The organism is Cohaesibacter sp. ES.047 (genome assembly GCF_900215505.1).
Lineage (GTDB): Bacteria > Pseudomonadota > Alphaproteobacteria > Rhizobiales > Cohaesibacteraceae > Cohaesibacter.
In genome coordinates, this window is the sequence record NZ_LT907844.1 from 2,481,744 (window position 1) to 2,497,715 (window position 15,972).

Below are 15,972 nucleotides of genomic sequence, written 5' to 3' on the forward strand. Positions count from 1 at the left end.
CATGAAACGGCACCCCGCGAGGAGGCACTCCTGTCCCTAACCGGCCCATGACAGCTTGTCCTTGATGTATCCAGTGTTGCCAGCGCTTTGCTTTGAAATTCACAAGCAATCTGGATCATACTTTAGTTAAAGACAGTCCTGTCCAAGATCGGGGCGATTAATAAGGTGTTAAGCAAAGGAAAAGGCAAATAAAAACAGATGCAATCTATTAAAGTTCTGCTGTTAGTCTTTCGCCTAGCGCGATCGTGAACGGGTATTGAGTGGGCGCGCGACAGGGGTAAGGCACTTGGAACGGGAAATGGAACTGGGGAGTGTGGAGAATCTGGTTGATGCTGATGAAAGCCACCGGGCCAATCATCATCGAGCAATTGCGGAATACCAGAAACTACGCTCGGACATTGATGTATTGGGCACCAAGCTTTCGGCGGCCGATTATGGTCGCTCTGCAGACATGGAAAGAGTCTTGACGGAAGTGTCCAGCCTCAAGGGGCAGGTCAATATGCTTCTGCAGCAGATCGCGCCCTTGCAGGAAATGCACGAGAACTCCCTGAAATCGCAGGAACGACTCAACAAGGTTGAATCCAAATTGCGCAAACTGGCGGAAATGGCGTCGAGGACACCCAACTATGTCCAGACCCAGCATACCTGGTTGCCGCTGTTTGCCATCATCCAGCTGATCATGAGCTGGGTCATCCTTGTCGAGTAGACGCCGTGCAGGAAACGACGGCCCTCAAAAGGGGACACCAAAATGCGCCACCCGGCAAGGCTATCCTCGCCGGGCACGCTGTCGTGCGCTCTAGTGGGCCATGATGCAAGGCACTGACATTGACGTCAGCATTTCGCGTGTGGCCCCACCCATGATGAATTCGCGCATGCGGCTATGACCGTATCCGCCCATCACGACGAGTTCGATCTTGTTCGATTCGACATAGTCCAGCAGAGCGCCGGCAACGCCCTTGCCTTCGGACGAGACACTGCTGATCGTTACTTCTACCCCATGACGGGCGAGATAGGTTGCCAGATCGGCGCCGGGGTCGCCCGGCAGATGCAGTTTCTTGCCATCGACCAGCACGACTTGTACTTCCTCGGCAAGTTCAAGGATGGGCATGGCGGCATGGATGGCACGCGCGGCCGTCTTGGACCCATCCCAGGCCACCATGACCTTTTTGGCCGAGAAGGCTTCTGTGCCGACGTAGGGCACGACCATGATCGGCTGGCCTGAATCGAACAGTGCAGCTTCAATCAGATCCGCGCGCAGGGGTTCCGGCTTGTCCGGATTGTCCTGTCCCACGATGATCAGATCGCAAAGGCGCGTGTTGTTGACGAAGGTTTCTAGACCTCCGGGTGTGATGTCCAGCAACCGGGTTTCGAGCGTGACGTCGCTTTTTTGAGCGTATTCCGAGAACCGCTCCAGAGCAGATTTTGCTTTCTGGATCGAACGGTTACGCGCGTCGGCAATGAACTGATCGGGCACCGGCTGAACCATGAGAGCCGGGACGACCGGCTCGATCAGCGGAGCAACGCCCGTGAGGTGCGCATTCAGATGGCTGGCTATTTCCGTTGCGATTTGGACGGGGGCGGTTGTGAGATCCGTCTCCGTGTCGAGCAGGCAAACGATATCTTTGATGGCCATATCCGGCCTCCTCTCCTAGGGGGCAAATGTGTGATAGACCGCCAAATCCTAATCTCCGGATTTGGTCGATCTTCATGACTAGATGAATATCTCTTCAGCAAGTGAGCAAGCCGCCGTCAGAGACTGCCGAGTGTTCGGCTATGTGACTATGGCCCAACGCCTTTATGGACTGCTTTGATTGGAATCAAGTGGTCAGAGCAATAGCCAAAAGGTGTAGAGCAATCATTGTCCTCGTCTCTCCAAAGCAGAAAAATTGCACATTTTCAAGCAGAAAGCCCGATCCGGGTTTGTGGCGTACTGTCATGACCAGAAACGACTTGTCATGTCGAGGCAACGCTTGCTAATAGTCAAGAAGCTTCCCGTCGCCCTCCATGTGTGGCCAGTCCATTGGTGCTTGTCTTTCCTCAGGCAAGCCACGAGCCACAAGCGGTCGCACACCCCTGAAAGAATGACAGATGCGCATTTCCGGCCCAGTCTTCGCCCTGCTTGCAGTCACGATCTTTTCGATTCAGGACGCGATCACAAAGCATGTGGGCCAGCTTTATTCGCCGTTTCTGATCAGCATGATCCGCTACTGGGCCTTTGCTTTGTTCGGTGTGTTGCTGGTCATGAATACCAAGGGCAGCTTTCGCCAGGCGATCCACACCGCCCGCCCGATGTTGCAGATTGGCAGAGGCCTTCTGCTTGTCGTGCAAATCCTGTTATCAATTCTCAGCTTCGCCTATGTGGGCCTGGCGCAAAGTCAGGCGATTTTCGTTGCCGCGCCGCTGATGGTAGCCTTGCTGTCCATTCCGATCCTTGGTGAGATCATTGGCTGGAAGCGCTGGATGGCAATTGCCGTGGGCATGTGCGGCGTCCTCATCATCATCAATCCCTTTGATGCGGATTTCTCGAACTATACTTTCCTGCCGGTGTTCTGTGTCTTCACGCTGTCCCTTTACAACATTCTGACCCGCCTGGCTGGACGTACGGATCCGCCGCAAGTGAGTTTCTTCTACACCGGCGTGATCGGCCTCGTGGTCACCAGTTGCATCGGGCCGTTCTTCTGGACCGATATTCCGCTTGCGGATTGGGTATGGCTGATCGCTTTGTGTCTGACAGGGGTGTCAGGTCACTATTGCCTCATTCGGGCGCTGGACCTTTCTGAAGCGGTGACGGTCCAGACCCTGAGCTATCTGCAACTCGTCTATGGATTGGCCTATGGCTATTTCATCTTCAACGAGAATTTGACCATGGTAATGCTGCTGGGATCCATGCTGGTCGTCTTCGCTGGTGTCTTCACGATCTGGCGTGATCACAGATTAAAAAGAGCAGGAAAAGCCTGACGTTCAATGCCTGTTGGGTGGTTGCGCGCTCAAGCAACTGGTTTTTGCGTAAATCAGGCGAGGTTCGGTTGGCCCAACCGCAGGAAAACAAGCTTCGTGTCGCCATAGCTGCGTTCGTCGAGACGCTCGAAGCCATCGGGTATGGCAAGCTCGGCCCGCTCATCCTCTTCCCAGACAATCAGAGCCGCCGGTTTGAGCCAGCCGCCTGCAACAGCACTCTCGAGGGCCCGCTCTCCAAGCCCCTTGTTGTAAGGAGGATCCATGAAGAGAAGAGAGAAGGGCTCCATGGTGCCGATGTCGCCAAGCTTTGTTGCATCCCGGCGAAAGATCTTGGCAACGCCATTCAGGCCGAGGGTTTCCATGTTGGTCCGGATGAGACCGCGCCCCTCGATGCCATCTTCGACGAAAAGCGCCGCTGATGCGCCGCGCGAAAGCGCCTCGCAGCCAAGAGCACCAGTGCCCGCAAACAGATCGAGCACCCGCGCATCCTCAACCACGTGATCATAGGAATGGGCAAGAATATTGAACAGGGTCTCGCGCACCCGATCCGTTGTGGGGCGGATCGATTGGCTTTTGGGACTGGCCAGTTGCTTGCCCTTGAGGCGTCCTCCGACAATGCGCATGATCAGGGGCCTTCTTGATGTTCGTAAAGACAGAGACGTATTGAAACAAGGAAAGACCGGACGGTTTCAACGCCCGGTCAATCGGAATGGCACAAAGCCGTTTGGACTAGTCGCGCCCGGACCGTCCCTTCGGACCACCGGGCCGGAAACCGCCCTGACCCGATCCACGCGGACCTGAGCCGCCAGAACGCGGTCCACCAGAACGCGGTCCACCGGAGCGTGGCCCTTCTGAACGTGATCCCTTGGGGCCAGAGCCGCGCGGCCCATCGGCACGGAATTTACCTGACCCGGCATTGCTCTTGCCGCCGCCGAAGCCCTTCTTGCCGCCAAAGGATTTGGAGCCGTCGGACTTCTTGCGCTCAATGCGGGCATTGGGGTCGAGCATGTCTGCCTTTTGGGGGCGACCGCCGACCTTGCGCGAATTGCGCCCTGAGGTCTTGCGTCCGTCTGCGCCTTCTTCCCGGTAGACGAAGCTCGTGCGACGCGGAGCGGTTGGATCAAACTTCTTGCGTTCGGCATAGGGAATGGCGTTGTAGCTTGGCTTGTCGCCGCGATCAAAGCCGCGGTCATCGCCCTGCCGATCCCGGCCGCCATCGCGATCCCGGCCACCATTTCTGTCCCGACCACCATCGCGGTCTCGGCTGCGGGGGCCATCGCGATCCTTGAAGCCGCCATCCCGATCCCTGTCGGATCCGCGGGCTTTGCGACCCTCGCGATCGGCAATCACGCGTGCGCCTTCCTTGGCCGAAAGATAGCCGCCCTTGGCACCGCCCGATTTCTTGCGCTCGTCTTTCTTGTCCTTCTTGGGATCTTCCTTGGCAATCTCGGTCAGGATCGGCGCGTCAAAATCCGCACCAGAATCCTCCACCAACCGTTCGCCGAGCTGATCTCTCAGCACGCGGCCACGGATTTCCGAAATTTTGCCCTCTTCCAGATCAAGCAGCTGGAACGGACCATAGGAGACACGGATCAGACGGTTCACATCAAGGCCAAGATGGCCCAGAACCTTTTTCACTTCCCGGTTCTTGCCTTCGCGCAGAGCGACCGTGATCCAGACGTTGTCGCCCACTTCGCGCTCAATTTCTGCATCGATGGAGCCATAGAGAACGCCGTCAACAGCAACACCTTCGGCCAGCGTGTCGAGCTGGGCCTGTGTCACCTTGCCATAGGCACGCACGCGATAGCGCCGGAGCCAACCCGTGGAGGGCAACTCCAACACACGGGCGAGACCGCCGTCGTTGGTCAGCAGCAGAAGACCTTCGGTGTTGATATCAAGGCGTCCCACAGTGATCACTCGCGGCAACCCTTCGGGCAGCTTTTCAAACACCGTCTGACGGCCTTCCGGGTCGGACGTGGTGGTCACAAGACCTCTGGGCTTGTTGTAAAGCCACAGGCGTGTGCGCTCGCGAACGGGCAGGGGAGCGCCGTCGACCAGAACCTTGTCTTTGGGATGAATGTTGATCGCGGGGGTGTCGAGCACCTTGCCGTTAACGCTTACCCGGCCGGCATCAATCCAGACCTCCGCATCGCGGCGCGAACACAGACCAGCGCGTGCCATGATCTTGGCAATGCGCTCGCCCTCCTCGAGGGCGCGTGTTGGCGGCGTGTAGGCTGGCCCCTTCGGCTTGTCGGGTTCCGTGGGCTTGACGGATTTGTTGCTGTGCGGGCGGGCCGATGCGGGACGGTCCTTGCGTTTGCCGTCAAACGACTTCGCGCCGGGTTTTTGGCGCTCTCCGGCAAAGCCGCGCTTTCCGTCTGCACCAAACGAGCGTTTGGCGGGCTTGCGTTCATCACGCTCGGTTCGCTCGTTGCTGCTGCGCATTTCGCTCTCTTCTTGCGTTTCGCGCCGGGCATCAAGGCCCGGAGCCCAGCCGCCACCGTCGCGATCGCGCGTCCGGTATGGCTTTTTCTCGCCACGGCCTTTTGTTGAAGAACTTTTGTTGTCCTTGCCACCTTTGTGCATGCTGTCTTTCCTATCAGAAAAGCTTGCAGAATTTTTCTTGTGGGCGCCATCGCGGCGCGCAGTTTCGGATCGGTCTGGCGACGTCGCGTCGGCAGAACCGGGTCCATTTTGACCAGATTTGCGTTCCATGGCGAAAGCCTTTACCACAGATGCGACAGTCAAGGCGAGCGAAAACGGCAAGTGGCCCATGCAGAGCAGTCACACAAGGTTAGCATCGGAAAAAAGCGGCAGCATCACAGGTGTTGAGAGCTTCATGCAACGCGCACTCGCCGAGGCGCGCGCTGCCCAGACGCGGGGCGAAGTGCCCATCGGTGCTGTGCTGGTCAGGGACGGCACAATCCTTGCTGCTGATGGCAACCGAACGATTGAGCACAATGATCCCACCGCCCATGCCGAAATTCTTGTCATTCGGCAGGCCTGCAAGGCGCAGGGGAGCCAGCGCCTGCCCGAGTGCGATCTCTACGTGACGCTTGAACCGTGTCCCATGTGCGCGGCGGCCATTTCCTTTGCCCGCATCCGCAGACTCTATTTTGGCGCCGCTGACATCAAGGGCGGTGCCGTCGACAATGGCCCCTGCCTCTATCATCAGCCGATCTGTCACCATGCGCCGGATGTCTATTCAGGATTTTCCGAAACCGAAGCCGCTGAATTGCTCAAGGATTTCTTTGCCGCGCGGCGGGACTGAAGGCCGCCCCGCCAAGAGGCTGAACCGCTCTCAGTCCTTGCTCTCAAAAGCTTTTCAACCAGCTTGACGATCTTGTCGGCAAAGAACAGCCGGTTCTTGGTTGAACTGACACCACTTTTTTTGACGTGCAGCTCAGGCTGCAGGCGATTGCGACGGCTCCCCGCTCTGTGGCATTCTCCGGCATTGCCCTGATTCTGGATCGGGCGATTCTCAAATCCAAGAAAGCAGCTTGTTCCCATGGCGGAAACCACTTCGAGAATTCTTCAGCTGGACGAGGCGACGATCAACAAGATTGCCGCTGGTGAGGTGGTTGAGCGGCCCGCGAGCGTGGTCAAGGAACTGGTGGAAAATGCCATTGATGCCGGTGCCGACCGCATCGAGATCGTCACGGCGGGTGGCGGTAAGAATCTCATCCGCGTGCTCGACAATGGTGACGGCATGACCCAGCCGGATCTGGGACTTGCGGTGCAGCGACATTGCACCTCCAAGCTTGATCCCGATGACCTCATGGATATCCGGCATCTGGGGTTTCGCGGCGAAGCGCTGCCTTCCATTGGCTCCATCGCGCGATTGACGATCACGTCACGCCACGCCAGCGAACCCCATGCCTGGGAAATCGCAGTGGAAGGCGGCAAGGAAAGCAAACCCAAGCCCGCGGCGCTGAATGTCGGGACGCGCATCGAGGTACGCGACTTGTTTTTCTCAACGCCCGCACGGCTGAAGTTCCTGAAGACCGACAGGGCGGAAAACGCTGCCATCTCCGAAGTGATCAAGCGCGTCGCCATGGCCAATCCCGGCATTCGCTTCACCGTTACCGGTGAGGATCGCTCGCGACTTGATTATGCATCAGTCAAGGGACCGGACGCTCATCTCGTGCGCATGGGGCAGGTGATGGGTAAGGCCTTTCGCGACAACGCAGTTGAGCTTGATGCCCTGCGCGATACGGTGCGTCTCACCGGCTATGCCGGTTTGCCGACCCTCAACCGTGCCAATTCCCTGCAGCAATTCGTTTTCGTCAATGGCCGTCCCATCCGCGACAAGATGATGCTTGGCGCCATTCGCGGTGCCTATTCGGACTTTCTGGCAGGGGGGCGGCATCCTTGCGTCGTTCTCTTTATCGATCTTGATCCGCACGAAGTGGATGTCAATGTCCACCCAACCAAGGCCGATGTCCGGTTCCGGGATTCAGGGCACATTCGCGGCCTTGTCGTCGGGGCCATTCGTCAGGCCTTGATGGAGGCGGGGCACCGCGCCACCTCGACCGGCGGCACGGCAACCCTTGCAGCCTTGCGCCCGGATGGCATGCGCCATACGCAGGCAACGTCCGGCGCTGCCCAACCGCAACGTCCGTTCGCACAGCCAAACCGCCCGCTTGATTGGGACTGGCGCCAAAGCCCCTATGCCCCGGCGAGCGATCCGGTCGAGGCTACGGCAACGGCCGGACACGATTTGCCGACACACAATGAGCCCTTTAGTGAACGATCGGGTCATGAGATATCGGGGCTCTCCGAGGGCCTTGCCCCGGGCCACTGGATGGAGCCTCACGAGGCATCCCTTGATCCGAACGCACCAATCGGGCAGGGGGGGGAATCGCAAGGCCGAATGGCCGATGTCAGCCGTCCGTCGGCGGACGCCCGCGCGACGATGGCAGAGCCGGACAGCGAAACCTTGAGGCGTCCCCTTGGTGCCGCGCGTGCCCAGATTCACGAGAATTACATCATCACCCAGACCGAAGACGGGCTTGTGATCGTCGACCAGCATGCAGCCCACGAACGGTTGGTCTATGAGCGCTTGAAGGCTTCGCTTGAGAAAAAGGGCATTGCCCGTCAGGGTCTTCTCATTCCCCACGTGGTGGAACTAGAAGAAGATGACGTGGCACGCCTTGAAGCCGCACAGGAAGATCTGGAAGCCCTCGGCTTGACGCTCGATGCCTTCGGTCCGGGTGCCGTGGCCGTGCGCGAAACCCCGGCCATTCTTGGCAAACCGGATATTGACCGCCTCGTGCGGGATGTTGCTGACGACCTTGCCGAATGGGACAAGGCCAGTCGGGTGGAGGAAAAAATCCTCCATGTCGCCGCCACCATGGCCTGTCACGGATCAATCCGTTCGGGGCGACGCCTGCGGCCTGAAGAAATGGATGCACTGCTTCGCGAAATGGAAGTCACACCGCATTCGGGTCAGTGCAACCATGGCCGCCCCACCTATGTGGAGCTGAAGCTCAGTGACATCGAAAGGCTCTTTGGTCGGAGCTGAGCGCCCGTTTTCCCTGCCCTAACACCACCAGCCAGTCCGCAAATCGTGTCCGTCATCTCCCTCGTCATCTCCCCCGTCATCTCTCTGTCACACGGATCGGGTGTAAGGACGCCAAACGATCCGGTCATTGGGATCTTCCTGAGAATCACACAGTGCTATGTTATTCAGTGCATGTGTTATAAGGATGGTCCGCCCCTGATGAGATGCAGATGCCTGATGAGATTCAGATGCCCGATGAGATTCAGATGGATGACAAGAGTTTGATGGATATGGTCGAGCAAGACGAGCCAACTGGCCCAACCGCCACCAAACACATACGCCATACCTTCAATGCGGCGCGCTATTCCTTCGCCGGTGCCAAGCGCCTGTTTCAGGAAACGGCTGCGCAGGCCGAGGCGATCTTCTATGGCGCCCTGATGCTGCTTTATATGTTGATCGGTGCCCGCTTCGAGCATTACGCGATTCTCACCTTCATTTTTCTTGTCACAATCGCGGTCGAGGCGCTCAACACCGCCATTGAGGTGCTGGTTGATCATCTCACCAACGAGTTCGCCGAATTTGCACGGCAAGCCAAGGATCTGGGGTCCTTCGCGGTTTTCTGCACCTTGACGATGATGAGCCTGTTCAGCCTCTATGTGCTCTATGATCTGTTTTTCCCGCCAATCTGACATGGTGTGACCACGTAGGATCTCTTTGCCATCGCTCAATCATATAGGTGGCAAGATGTCTCAGGCTCTTGTCTTTGTCGCAATCACAAGGCAAGAAGCGTTGGAGAAGAGCACAAAGTCTGAAAAGGACCGATCATGAGCAATCCGAACCCGAAGCGCATATCCATCCGCAACCATCTCTCGCGGTTGGTGCGCCTGAGAAAACTCATTGTCGGATTGGCGCTTTTGGCGCTGTCGCTCTACGTGCTCTTCGGGCCACGCATCGAGGGGGGCAACGTCTACCTGACCCTGTTGATGCTAGCTGCTGCCTTTATTGCTTTCGGGCTGGGGTGGGTGTGGTTCTCGCACGGGCTGATGGGATGGTCACGCCAGTTCGATTTCGATTTCGAGAAGAATGAGGCGCGTCAGATCTCGGCTTCGATCCTTGGCCGGTCGCGGCCCTACGTTGTGCCCTTTTCCGAAATCGTCGATTTCGTCATCAAGGAAGGGCCCGTCAGAGGTGAGGGAGGTCTGACTGCAGAAGCGCTGATTGAAATGAAGGATCCCAGCGGTCGCCCCTTCATGCGCGCCGGCATGTTCGACAGCCGTCAGGAGGCCGAAGAAATGGTCACGCGCATCAAGGACGCCGTGGCTATGGCGCGGCAACAGGCGGATGCCGAAGGCCGATAGGCGCCCTCAGTTCCCCGAATCAAATCCGACGAGGATTTCCACATTCCGCTCCTGCGGGCTGGGGATGCCGATGGCTTCGTCGACCTTGGCGAACAAACCTGAACGATCCGGCGGGTTCAGCTGGACAGTGACCTTGTGCAACTGGCTATAGAGCAGAGTGTCTTCCTGCTTCACCACAATACGCAGCGGCAGGACGGCCTTGCTGTTATCTGAGGATTTTGGTCCGCCAAGAACGCGGCCGGCAACCCCCACCTTGAGGAACATCTCCGCCCCCAGTGAGGTACACTCCCGAGCGGTCTGTGTGATGGAGGCCTGATAGATCAGCTCGTGCGCATTGCCTGCGTTGCCGCGCGTGTAGCTTTGATAGGCATTGGTATCCCCAAGAATGGCAATCGTTGGACAATAGCCATTGAGTTTGTTCGCATTGGACAGCACCAACTGCGTGGTTTCGTCAACCACCTTACCCGAATTGGACACATCGCTCGCCGTGGTCTGCACGCCGTCTGTGACACATCCCGCCAGGGACAGACCAACAACAGACAGGGCAACCAGATCACGAAGACGGGAGAGAGACACTGGCATATTCAACTCTTTCTTGACGCACTGACTTGAGCCGCACCATCGCGGCAGACCTGATGAGCTGTGAGAGCTCAACCTTTTGCCTGCAACTGAGGCCCCAATTGGGCGGAACATATAACACAATTGAATCAAATGGCGAATACTAACAGAATTGCCAAGGCTTTTTCTCGGGATCTGGAGGCGTTTTCCCGGTCCTAACATCTTGACATTGTCCCGGACAATCGCCTTGTTAGCAGCAAATAGGAGCGATCCGATCGGGTCCCGTTCCCAAAAAGCGACCGACATGCGCAGCAAGGCTTGCACCAAGGACAGGACAGTATGAGCGAACAACGCCCCCCACTCGACATCTATCTGTGTGCCCCGCGCGGCTTTTGCGCGGGCGTTGACCGTGCGATCCAGATCGTAGAGCTGGCGCTGGCCACCTATGGCGCGCCTGTCTATGTTCGCCACGAGATTGTGCACAACAAGTTCGTGGTCGAGAGCCTCAAGGCCAAGGGCGCGGTTTTCGTCGAGGAACTGGATGAAATCCCCCAGACCAAGCAGCCGGTGATCTTCTCGGCCCACGGCGTGCCCAAATCGGTGCCCGAGACCGCAAGTGCGATGAATTTCTTCTATCTCGATGCGACCTGCCCACTGGTGTCAAAGGTTCACAAGGAAGCGATCCTGCACGACAGGCGCGGCCACGAGATCGTGCTCATCGGTCATGCCGGTCACCCCGAGGTCATCGGCACCATGGGGCAGCTTGGCGACAATGTGGTCAAGCTCATTGAAACCGTGGAAGATGTCGAGGCCTTGGAGCCCAGAGATCCGGAGAATCTTGCCTGGATCACCCAGACAACCCTGTCGGTCGATGACACGGCTGATATTGTTGCGGCTCTCAAACGTCGCTTTCCCTCCATCAAGGGGCCGAACAAGGACGATATCTGCTACGCCACGACCAACCGTCAGGAAGCCGTCAAGCAGACGGCCCCTCGTTCTGATGTGATGATCGTGGTGGGGGCACCGAACAGCTCCAATTCGCGCCGTCTGCGCGAGGTCGGCGAACGCGCCGGATGCCGCCATTCGCTGTTGTTGCAACGGGCATCGGACATCGATTGGGAGAGCCTTGGCGACATTTCCTCCGTGACCATCACGGCAGGCGCATCGGCGCCCGAAATACTGGTCAATGAAGTGATCGACGCCTTCTCGGAACGCTATGATGCAAAAGTTGAGACGGTTGTCACCGCCAATGAGGATGTGATCTTCAACATCCCCCGCGAGTTGCGCGAGGCTGCCATTGCTGCAGGTGTTCTCGAGGCGGGCCCCAAGGCCGAGGCGGTGGGGTGACCCGGATACCGCCGGTTCACTCTGCCCGGCGCTGAGCTTTTAGAAAAAACGCAAGAAGAAGAACGAAAGGGGCCCGATATGGCGGTCTATACCGAGGTCAGCGACGAAGAACTTGACGCCTTCGTGAACAGTTACGATGTGGGCTCGCTCACATCTTACAAGGGCATCGCCGAAGGGGTGGAGAATTCCAACTTCCTCGTCCAGACCACGACCGGTCCCTACATCCTCACGCTCTATGAAAAACGGGTCAATCCAAACGACCTGCCTTTCTTCCTTGGCCTCAAGGAGCATCTTTCCGAGCGCGGCCTCAACTGTCCGACCCCGTTACGCAACAAGGAAGGCAAGGCGCTGGGTCATCTCGCTGGCCGTCCTGCCGCCATGGTCACCTTTCTGGAAGGCATGTGGGTCCGGCGGCCCACTGTTCAGCATTGCGAACAGCTTGGTGTCGCGATGGCAAGGATGCATCAGGCGGGCGAGGATTTCGAATTGAGACGCGAGAACGCGCTCTCGGTGCCCGGCTGGCGGCCTCTTTATGCGATGTGTTCCGATCGAGCCGACACGGTGGAGCCGGGACTGAAGGCCGAAATCGCCGCCGAGCTTGATTTCTTTGAAAACAACTGGCCCAAGAACCTGCCAGAAGGCATTATTCACGCCGATCTTTTCCCGGACAATGTCTTCTTCCTGCGCAATGAGCTTTCCGGCCTTATCGATTTCTATTTTGCCTGCAACGATCTGCTCGCCTACGACATCGCGATCTGCATCAACGCCTGGTGTTTCGAGCCTGATGACATGTTCAACGTGACCAAGACCCGCGCCTTGCTCAAGGGCTACCAGTCGGTGCGCAAACTCACGCAGGCTGAATATGACGCCCTGCCGCTGTTGGCCCGGGGGGCGGCCTTGCGCTTCCTGCTCACCCGGCTCTACGATTGGCTGAATGTGCCGGAAGGCGCGCAAGTCACACCGAAGGATCCGGTGGAGTATCTGAAGAAACTGCGCTTCCACCGCTCGATCCGGTCAGCAGCGGATTATGGTATTGAGGGTTGAGACAGCATGAGCAGATGCGGCACAGGCCACGGCACCAAGGCGAAGGATGATCCATTCCTTTTCCGCAATCACTATCCCCTGCCAGTGAGGGTGATGGTGGGCCTTTTTGGCTGTGTGCTCTGGCTTTTGCCGTGGTATCTGCTGGTTGCGCCGAACTGGAACCATTTCAGCTGGCTGCTCATCCCATATGGCTTTCTGGGCCTTGTCGGTGCGGCTGCGGGAACCTCTTTCCTGCTTTCTGCCATTCTGGGAGAAGCACGGGAAACGCGGCTGGATCTCTCCTGCCAGCAGCTTGTACAGACGTCCCGTGACTGGCTATTTCGCCAACGCGTAACACGCACCCCCTTCTCGGACATCGCCATCCTTGAGCTCTATCGCCCCTCCTGGGCGACCGAGGAGACGGTACTGTCGCTGCACCCTGTGCTGGAGAATGGCGACAGTCTGCCTGCTTTCGGGGCCTTTCCCAGCCCTGAGGAAGCCGAAAAGATCAAGGCCCTGATGGGACATCGCCCTGAAGGAATAGAAGGGCTCGGCATTACGTGGACCAAGATGGAACTGGCTGCCCTCAAGAAATCTCTTCGAGCCCAGACGGAAAAGTCGAGCGGTGGCGGGTGCAGTGACACACCGCAGATTCCCACGTTACATTAGCTGCCGTTTCGCTAGTCTTAACCTGTCGGCAGGGCGTCAAAGCGGATGACGTCTTCCAGCTTCTCATCCCAGTTGGCGCGAGAGCCTGTAAATATGTGCGCGGTCGGTTCGAGCTCCACGGGCGTATCGAGGCACCCGGCGGGCACCATGATGCCGCTATTGTCCTGTTGGACACTGGGCAACGCCGCGCCGCAACACTTGCAGAAACTGCGGCTGTGTCGCGTGTCCGGCAGATTGTAGCGGGCAATCAGGTCCTCGCCAGCTAGCCAAGTCAGATGGGCTGAGTTGCTGAACAGGTTGGATGCGTGGGCTGAGCCGGTACCCTTGCGACAATGGGAGCAATGGCACAGGAAGAAGTGCTCGAACGGGCCTTGGATGCGGAAAGAGACCCCGCCGCAAAGACAGCTCCCCTGATGCATGTCTGTCATGATGAAAAGCCTTTGAAAAAGAAAAGGCCTCAGATGAGGCCCTTACCCGTCACGCGAAGAATGGATCACTTCAGCTCTTCGAAGCCAGCCTTGAAGCCGCTGAGGGCGATCGGAATGCCGATGCCTTCCTCCGGTGTCTGAAAGACGATGAAAGTGGCCGTGCTGCCTTTGCTCATCAGCTCAACCAGCTTGTCGTCCATGATCACTTCGGCGATGCAACCTTGAGGCAGACAGCGCACGAACCCTGCACGCCCCACATCGGTATCATCAACCTTGAGGCCAAGCCCGTGCGGCAGCAACACACCAAGCGGCGTGAGGACGCGCAGAATACGGGCTGACTTGTCCGCAGTGCGCAGCACGATCACGGTGAGGCCCACATTGTCGCGATCCGCAGCGGTTACATACTGCATGAGGGCGCATTGTTCAGAAGGGGCACCTGGCGGTGTGTCACACCGGATTTCCCACTCGCCATGCACGGAGCGAACCGCGCCTTGTGCAAGGGCGCTGCCGGAACCAAGGCCCAGCATTAGCCCAATCGTGCTCAAAAGGAATGCCACTGCCAACAGGGCCGACGTGGCTACACTGCGGGGAAGGCGGTCTTGCGCGCGCTCTTCTTTCATCGGGATCGTCACCATGAATGTCTGCTCGAAAAAAGGCCCTGAGACCTCGGGTCCCGTCCTATTTGCCTGATTCGTCGTTCAAATGTCGCATATTTGAATGCTCTGTGAGCACTAACCTGCAATTGTGGCAATAAAACATTGGGGATAATGCAACTTTTTCCACCCAATATGGAAAATTACAGATAGGAAAAGTTAGGTTCTCTCGCGTCTTTTCTGTAAATAGAGACATATTGTCGCACTAATTTCCCAATTTCAAAGGTTGCGACAGACGGACGCATATGCGTCAATGGGGGGTGTTTGATCTGGATCAAATACCCTCGCGCGAAGGCGCAAGTGAGACAAGAGGCCTGCATCGGAGGAAGCGTTAGCTTGATGCAGGAAAGTGTCGAAAGTTCGGCATGGTTCGGACCGGAGTGTGATCGCGGCCTTTAGGGGGCGCAAGCGACTCTCCGGTCCCGACCATGTTTGGCAGTGGGCTTAGGTGTTGCACCGGTTCACGCCACGAAAGACAGCAAAGCAAGCATCAGTGGTGCCCTCGGGTTTTGAGGGCGCGCAGAGCACGCTCGAAAGGGAGGATCAAGAAGGTGTTGATCAGCAAGTCTCTTAACAGGGCCATCGGAACGATGGTGGATACCGGCAGGAGGGCAATGCTTGCGCTCCTCGCGGCGATGGCGGTTTCGTTCTCATCCGTTGGTGCCGCCCTCGCACTACCGTCCGAATGGGGTATCGGCTTTCAGGAGTCGGTGACCACGGTCATGGATGACATCCACTGGTTCGGCAATTTCACCTTCTGGATTATCGGTGTCATCGTTCTGTTCGTTGCGGCCCTTCTGGTGATCGTGATGGTCCGGTTCAATGAGAAGGCCAATCCGAACCCTTCCAAGACCGCGCACAACACGATGATCGAGATCGCCTGGACCGTTGTTCCGATCCTCATCCTCCTAGTTTTGGCGGTGCCTTCGTTCCGCTTGCTCTACAAGCAGTTGGAAATTCCCGAAGCGGATCTCACCGTCAAGGTGACCGGCTATCAGTGGTACTGGGGATATGAATATCCCGACACGCCTGATGTCCTGTTCGATTCTATCATGCTGACCGACGAGGAACGCGCAGAAAAAGGCACCAACGAGCCACGTCTGCTCGCCGTTGACAACGAAATGGTGGTGCCTGTCAACACGACCGTTCGGCTTCAGATCACATCCGCCGATGTCATTCACTCCTACGCCATGCCGGTGTTTGGTGTGAAAATGGACGCCGTGCCGGGACGCCTCAACGAGAGCTGGTTCCGAGCCGATCGAGAGGGCATCTACTACGGCCAGTGCTCAGAGCTTTGCGGCAAGGACCATGCCTTCATGCCGCTCGTTGTGCGCGTTGTAACGCAAGAGCAGTATGACACCTGGCTCGCCGCTGCCGCCGACGATGTGGAGGCTGCCAACAAGGCGCTTCTTGCATCGCTTGAACCCGAAACAAATCTGAAGCTGGCCGCCCAATAGGCCGCGCGAGAGGGACCA

Annotated in this window: 16 protein-coding genes; 10 read left to right on the forward strand and 6 right to left on the reverse strand. The window is 57.8% G+C overall.

Annotation, left to right across the window (positions count from 1 at the left end):
- Window positions 1-286 precede the first annotated feature (286 nt).
- Window positions 287-706, forward strand: a complete 420-nt coding sequence (locus CPH65_RS11315; RefSeq protein WP_157747640.1) for a hypothetical protein — start codon at window positions 287-289, stop codon at window positions 704-706.
- 90 nt (window positions 707-796) lie between these two features.
- Here the strand turns inward: CPH65_RS11315 and CPH65_RS11320 are convergent, their stop codons facing one another.
- Window positions 797-1,633, reverse strand: a complete 837-nt coding sequence (locus CPH65_RS11320) for a universal stress protein (protein WP_096173565.1) — start codon at window positions 1,631-1,633, stop codon at window positions 797-799.
- A gap of 455 nt (window positions 1,634-2,088) precedes the next feature.
- Between CPH65_RS11320 and CPH65_RS11325 the strand changes: the two genes are divergently transcribed.
- On the forward strand, window positions 2,089-2,958 hold the full coding sequence (locus tag CPH65_RS11325) for a DMT family transporter (protein WP_096173566.1): 870 nt from the start codon (window positions 2,089-2,091) through the stop codon (window positions 2,956-2,958).
- 53 nt (window positions 2,959-3,011) lie between these two features.
- Here CPH65_RS11325 and rsmD read toward each other — a convergent pair whose 3' ends face one another.
- Window positions 3,012-3,581 carry a 16S rRNA (guanine(966)-N(2))-methyltransferase RsmD gene (gene rsmD, locus CPH65_RS11330; RefSeq protein WP_096173567.1) on the reverse strand — a complete coding sequence of 190 codons (570 nt, stop codon included), beginning with the start codon at window positions 3,579-3,581 and terminating at the stop codon, window positions 3,012-3,014.
- A 106-nt stretch (window positions 3,582-3,687) separates the two neighbouring features.
- Window positions 3,688-5,544: a pseudouridine synthase gene (locus CPH65_RS11335; protein WP_244574597.1), complete on the reverse strand. Its 1,857-nt coding sequence runs from the start codon at window positions 5,542-5,544 to the stop codon at window positions 3,688-3,690.
- A 253-nt stretch (window positions 5,545-5,797) separates the two neighbouring features.
- On the opposite strand from CPH65_RS11335, the gene CPH65_RS11340 reads away from it, so the two are divergent.
- The 4 genes from CPH65_RS11340 to CPH65_RS11355 all read left to right on the forward strand — a co-directional run bounded on the left by CPH65_RS11340 (window position 5,798) and on the right by CPH65_RS11355 (window position 9,819).
- Entirely contained in the window at window positions 5,798-6,229 is a 432-nt protein-coding gene (locus CPH65_RS11340; RefSeq protein WP_096176366.1) for a nucleoside deaminase, read from the forward strand.
- A gap of 237 nt (window positions 6,230-6,466) precedes the next feature.
- Window positions 6,467-8,482 (forward strand): DNA mismatch repair endonuclease MutL, encoded by a 2,016-nt coding sequence (gene mutL, locus CPH65_RS11345; RefSeq protein ID WP_096173568.1) that lies wholly within the window; start codon window positions 6,467-6,469, stop codon window positions 8,480-8,482.
- Window positions 8,483-8,691: 209 nt separating this feature from the next.
- Window positions 8,692-9,150 carry a diacylglycerol kinase gene (locus tag CPH65_RS11350; RefSeq protein ID WP_244574598.1) on the forward strand — a complete coding sequence of 153 codons (459 nt, stop codon included), beginning with the start codon at window positions 8,692-8,694 and terminating at the stop codon, window positions 9,148-9,150.
- Window positions 9,151-9,285: 135 nt separating this feature from the next.
- Window positions 9,286-9,819, forward strand: a complete 534-nt coding sequence (locus CPH65_RS11355; protein WP_096173569.1) for a hypothetical protein — start codon at window positions 9,286-9,288, stop codon at window positions 9,817-9,819.
- Window positions 9,820-9,825: 6 nt separating this feature from the next.
- On the opposite strand, the gene CPH65_RS11360 is transcribed toward CPH65_RS11355, so the two are convergent.
- On the reverse strand, window positions 9,826-10,401 hold the full coding sequence (locus CPH65_RS11360) for a hypothetical protein (protein ID WP_096173570.1): 576 nt from the start codon (window positions 10,399-10,401) through the stop codon (window positions 9,826-9,828).
- 315 nt (window positions 10,402-10,716) lie between these two features.
- Between CPH65_RS11360 and ispH the strand changes: the two genes are divergently transcribed.
- From ispH to CPH65_RS11375, 3 genes are all read left to right on the forward strand, one after another.
- Entirely contained in the window at window positions 10,717-11,724 is a 1,008-nt protein-coding gene (gene ispH / locus CPH65_RS11365; protein ID WP_096173571.1) for a 4-hydroxy-3-methylbut-2-enyl diphosphate reductase, read from the forward strand.
- Window positions 11,725-11,802: 78 nt separating this feature from the next.
- Window positions 11,803-12,768 (forward strand): homoserine kinase, encoded by a 966-nt coding sequence (locus CPH65_RS11370; protein WP_096173572.1) that lies wholly within the window; start codon window positions 11,803-11,805, stop codon window positions 12,766-12,768.
- Between the two features lie 6 nt (window positions 12,769-12,774).
- Window positions 12,775-13,416: a hypothetical protein gene (locus CPH65_RS11375; RefSeq protein WP_096173573.1), complete on the forward strand. Its 642-nt coding sequence runs from the start codon at window positions 12,775-12,777 to the stop codon at window positions 13,414-13,416.
- Between the two features lie 17 nt (window positions 13,417-13,433).
- Here CPH65_RS11375 and CPH65_RS11380 read toward each other — a convergent pair whose 3' ends face one another.
- Together CPH65_RS11380 and CPH65_RS11385 are read right to left on the reverse strand one after the other, a co-directional pair.
- Window positions 13,434-13,844, reverse strand: coding sequence for a GFA family protein (locus CPH65_RS11380; RefSeq protein WP_096173574.1), 411 nt, complete (start codon window positions 13,842-13,844; stop codon window positions 13,434-13,436).
- A 65-nt stretch (window positions 13,845-13,909) separates the two neighbouring features.
- Window positions 13,910-14,479, reverse strand: coding sequence for an invasion associated locus B family protein (locus CPH65_RS11385; RefSeq protein ID WP_371359443.1), 570 nt, complete (start codon window positions 14,477-14,479; stop codon window positions 13,910-13,912).
- A 608-nt stretch (window positions 14,480-15,087) separates the two neighbouring features.
- Here CPH65_RS11385 and coxB point away from each other — a divergent pair.
- Window positions 15,088-15,954, forward strand: a complete 867-nt coding sequence (gene coxB / locus CPH65_RS11390) for a cytochrome c oxidase subunit II (protein WP_371359458.1) — start codon at window positions 15,088-15,090, stop codon at window positions 15,952-15,954.
- Window positions 15,955-15,972: the final 18 nt, after the last annotated feature.

What these genes read in the sequence shown, in the direction of transcription:
- CPH65_RS11320 (WP_096173565.1), bottom strand. Translation starts at nt 1,633, where the DNA reads ATGGCCATCAAAGATATCGTTTGCCTGCTCGACACGGAGACGGATCTC.
- CPH65_RS11325 (WP_096173566.1), top strand. Translation starts at nt 2,089, where the DNA reads ATGCGCATTTCCGGCCCAGTCTTCGCCCTGCTTGCAGTCACGATCTTT.
- rsmD (WP_096173567.1), bottom strand. Translation starts at nt 3,581, where the DNA reads ATGCGCATTGTCGGAGGACGCCTCAAGGGCAAGCAACTGGCCAGTCCC.
- CPH65_RS11335 (WP_244574597.1), bottom strand. Translation starts at nt 5,544, where the DNA reads ATGCACAAAGGTGGCAAGGACAACAAAAGTTCTTCAACAAAAGGCCGT.
- CPH65_RS11340 (WP_096176366.1), top strand. Translation starts at nt 5,798, where the DNA reads ATGCAACGCGCACTCGCCGAGGCGCGCGCTGCCCAGACGCGGGGCGAA.
- mutL (WP_096173568.1), top strand. Translation starts at nt 6,467, where the DNA reads ATGGCGGAAACCACTTCGAGAATTCTTCAGCTGGACGAGGCGACGATC.
- CPH65_RS11350 (WP_244574598.1), top strand. Translation starts at nt 8,692, where the DNA reads ATGCCTGATGAGATTCAGATGCCCGATGAGATTCAGATGGATGACAAG.
- CPH65_RS11355 (WP_096173569.1), top strand. Translation starts at nt 9,286, where the DNA reads ATGAGCAATCCGAACCCGAAGCGCATATCCATCCGCAACCATCTCTCG.
- CPH65_RS11360 (WP_096173570.1), bottom strand. Translation starts at nt 10,401, where the DNA reads ATGCCAGTGTCTCTCTCCCGTCTTCGTGATCTGGTTGCCCTGTCTGTT.
- ispH (WP_096173571.1), top strand. Translation starts at nt 10,717, where the DNA reads ATGAGCGAACAACGCCCCCCACTCGACATCTATCTGTGTGCCCCGCGC.
- CPH65_RS11370 (WP_096173572.1), top strand. Translation starts at nt 11,803, where the DNA reads ATGGCGGTCTATACCGAGGTCAGCGACGAAGAACTTGACGCCTTCGTG.
- CPH65_RS11375 (WP_096173573.1), top strand. Translation starts at nt 12,775, where the DNA reads ATGAGCAGATGCGGCACAGGCCACGGCACCAAGGCGAAGGATGATCCA.
- CPH65_RS11380 (WP_096173574.1), bottom strand. Translation starts at nt 13,844, where the DNA reads ATGACAGACATGCATCAGGGGAGCTGTCTTTGCGGCGGGGTCTCTTTC.
- CPH65_RS11385 (WP_371359443.1), bottom strand. Translation starts at nt 14,479, where the DNA reads ATGGTGACGATCCCGATGAAAGAAGAGCGCGCGCAAGACCGCCTTCCC.
- coxB (WP_371359458.1), top strand. Translation starts at nt 15,088, where the DNA reads ATGGTGGATACCGGCAGGAGGGCAATGCTTGCGCTCCTCGCGGCGATG.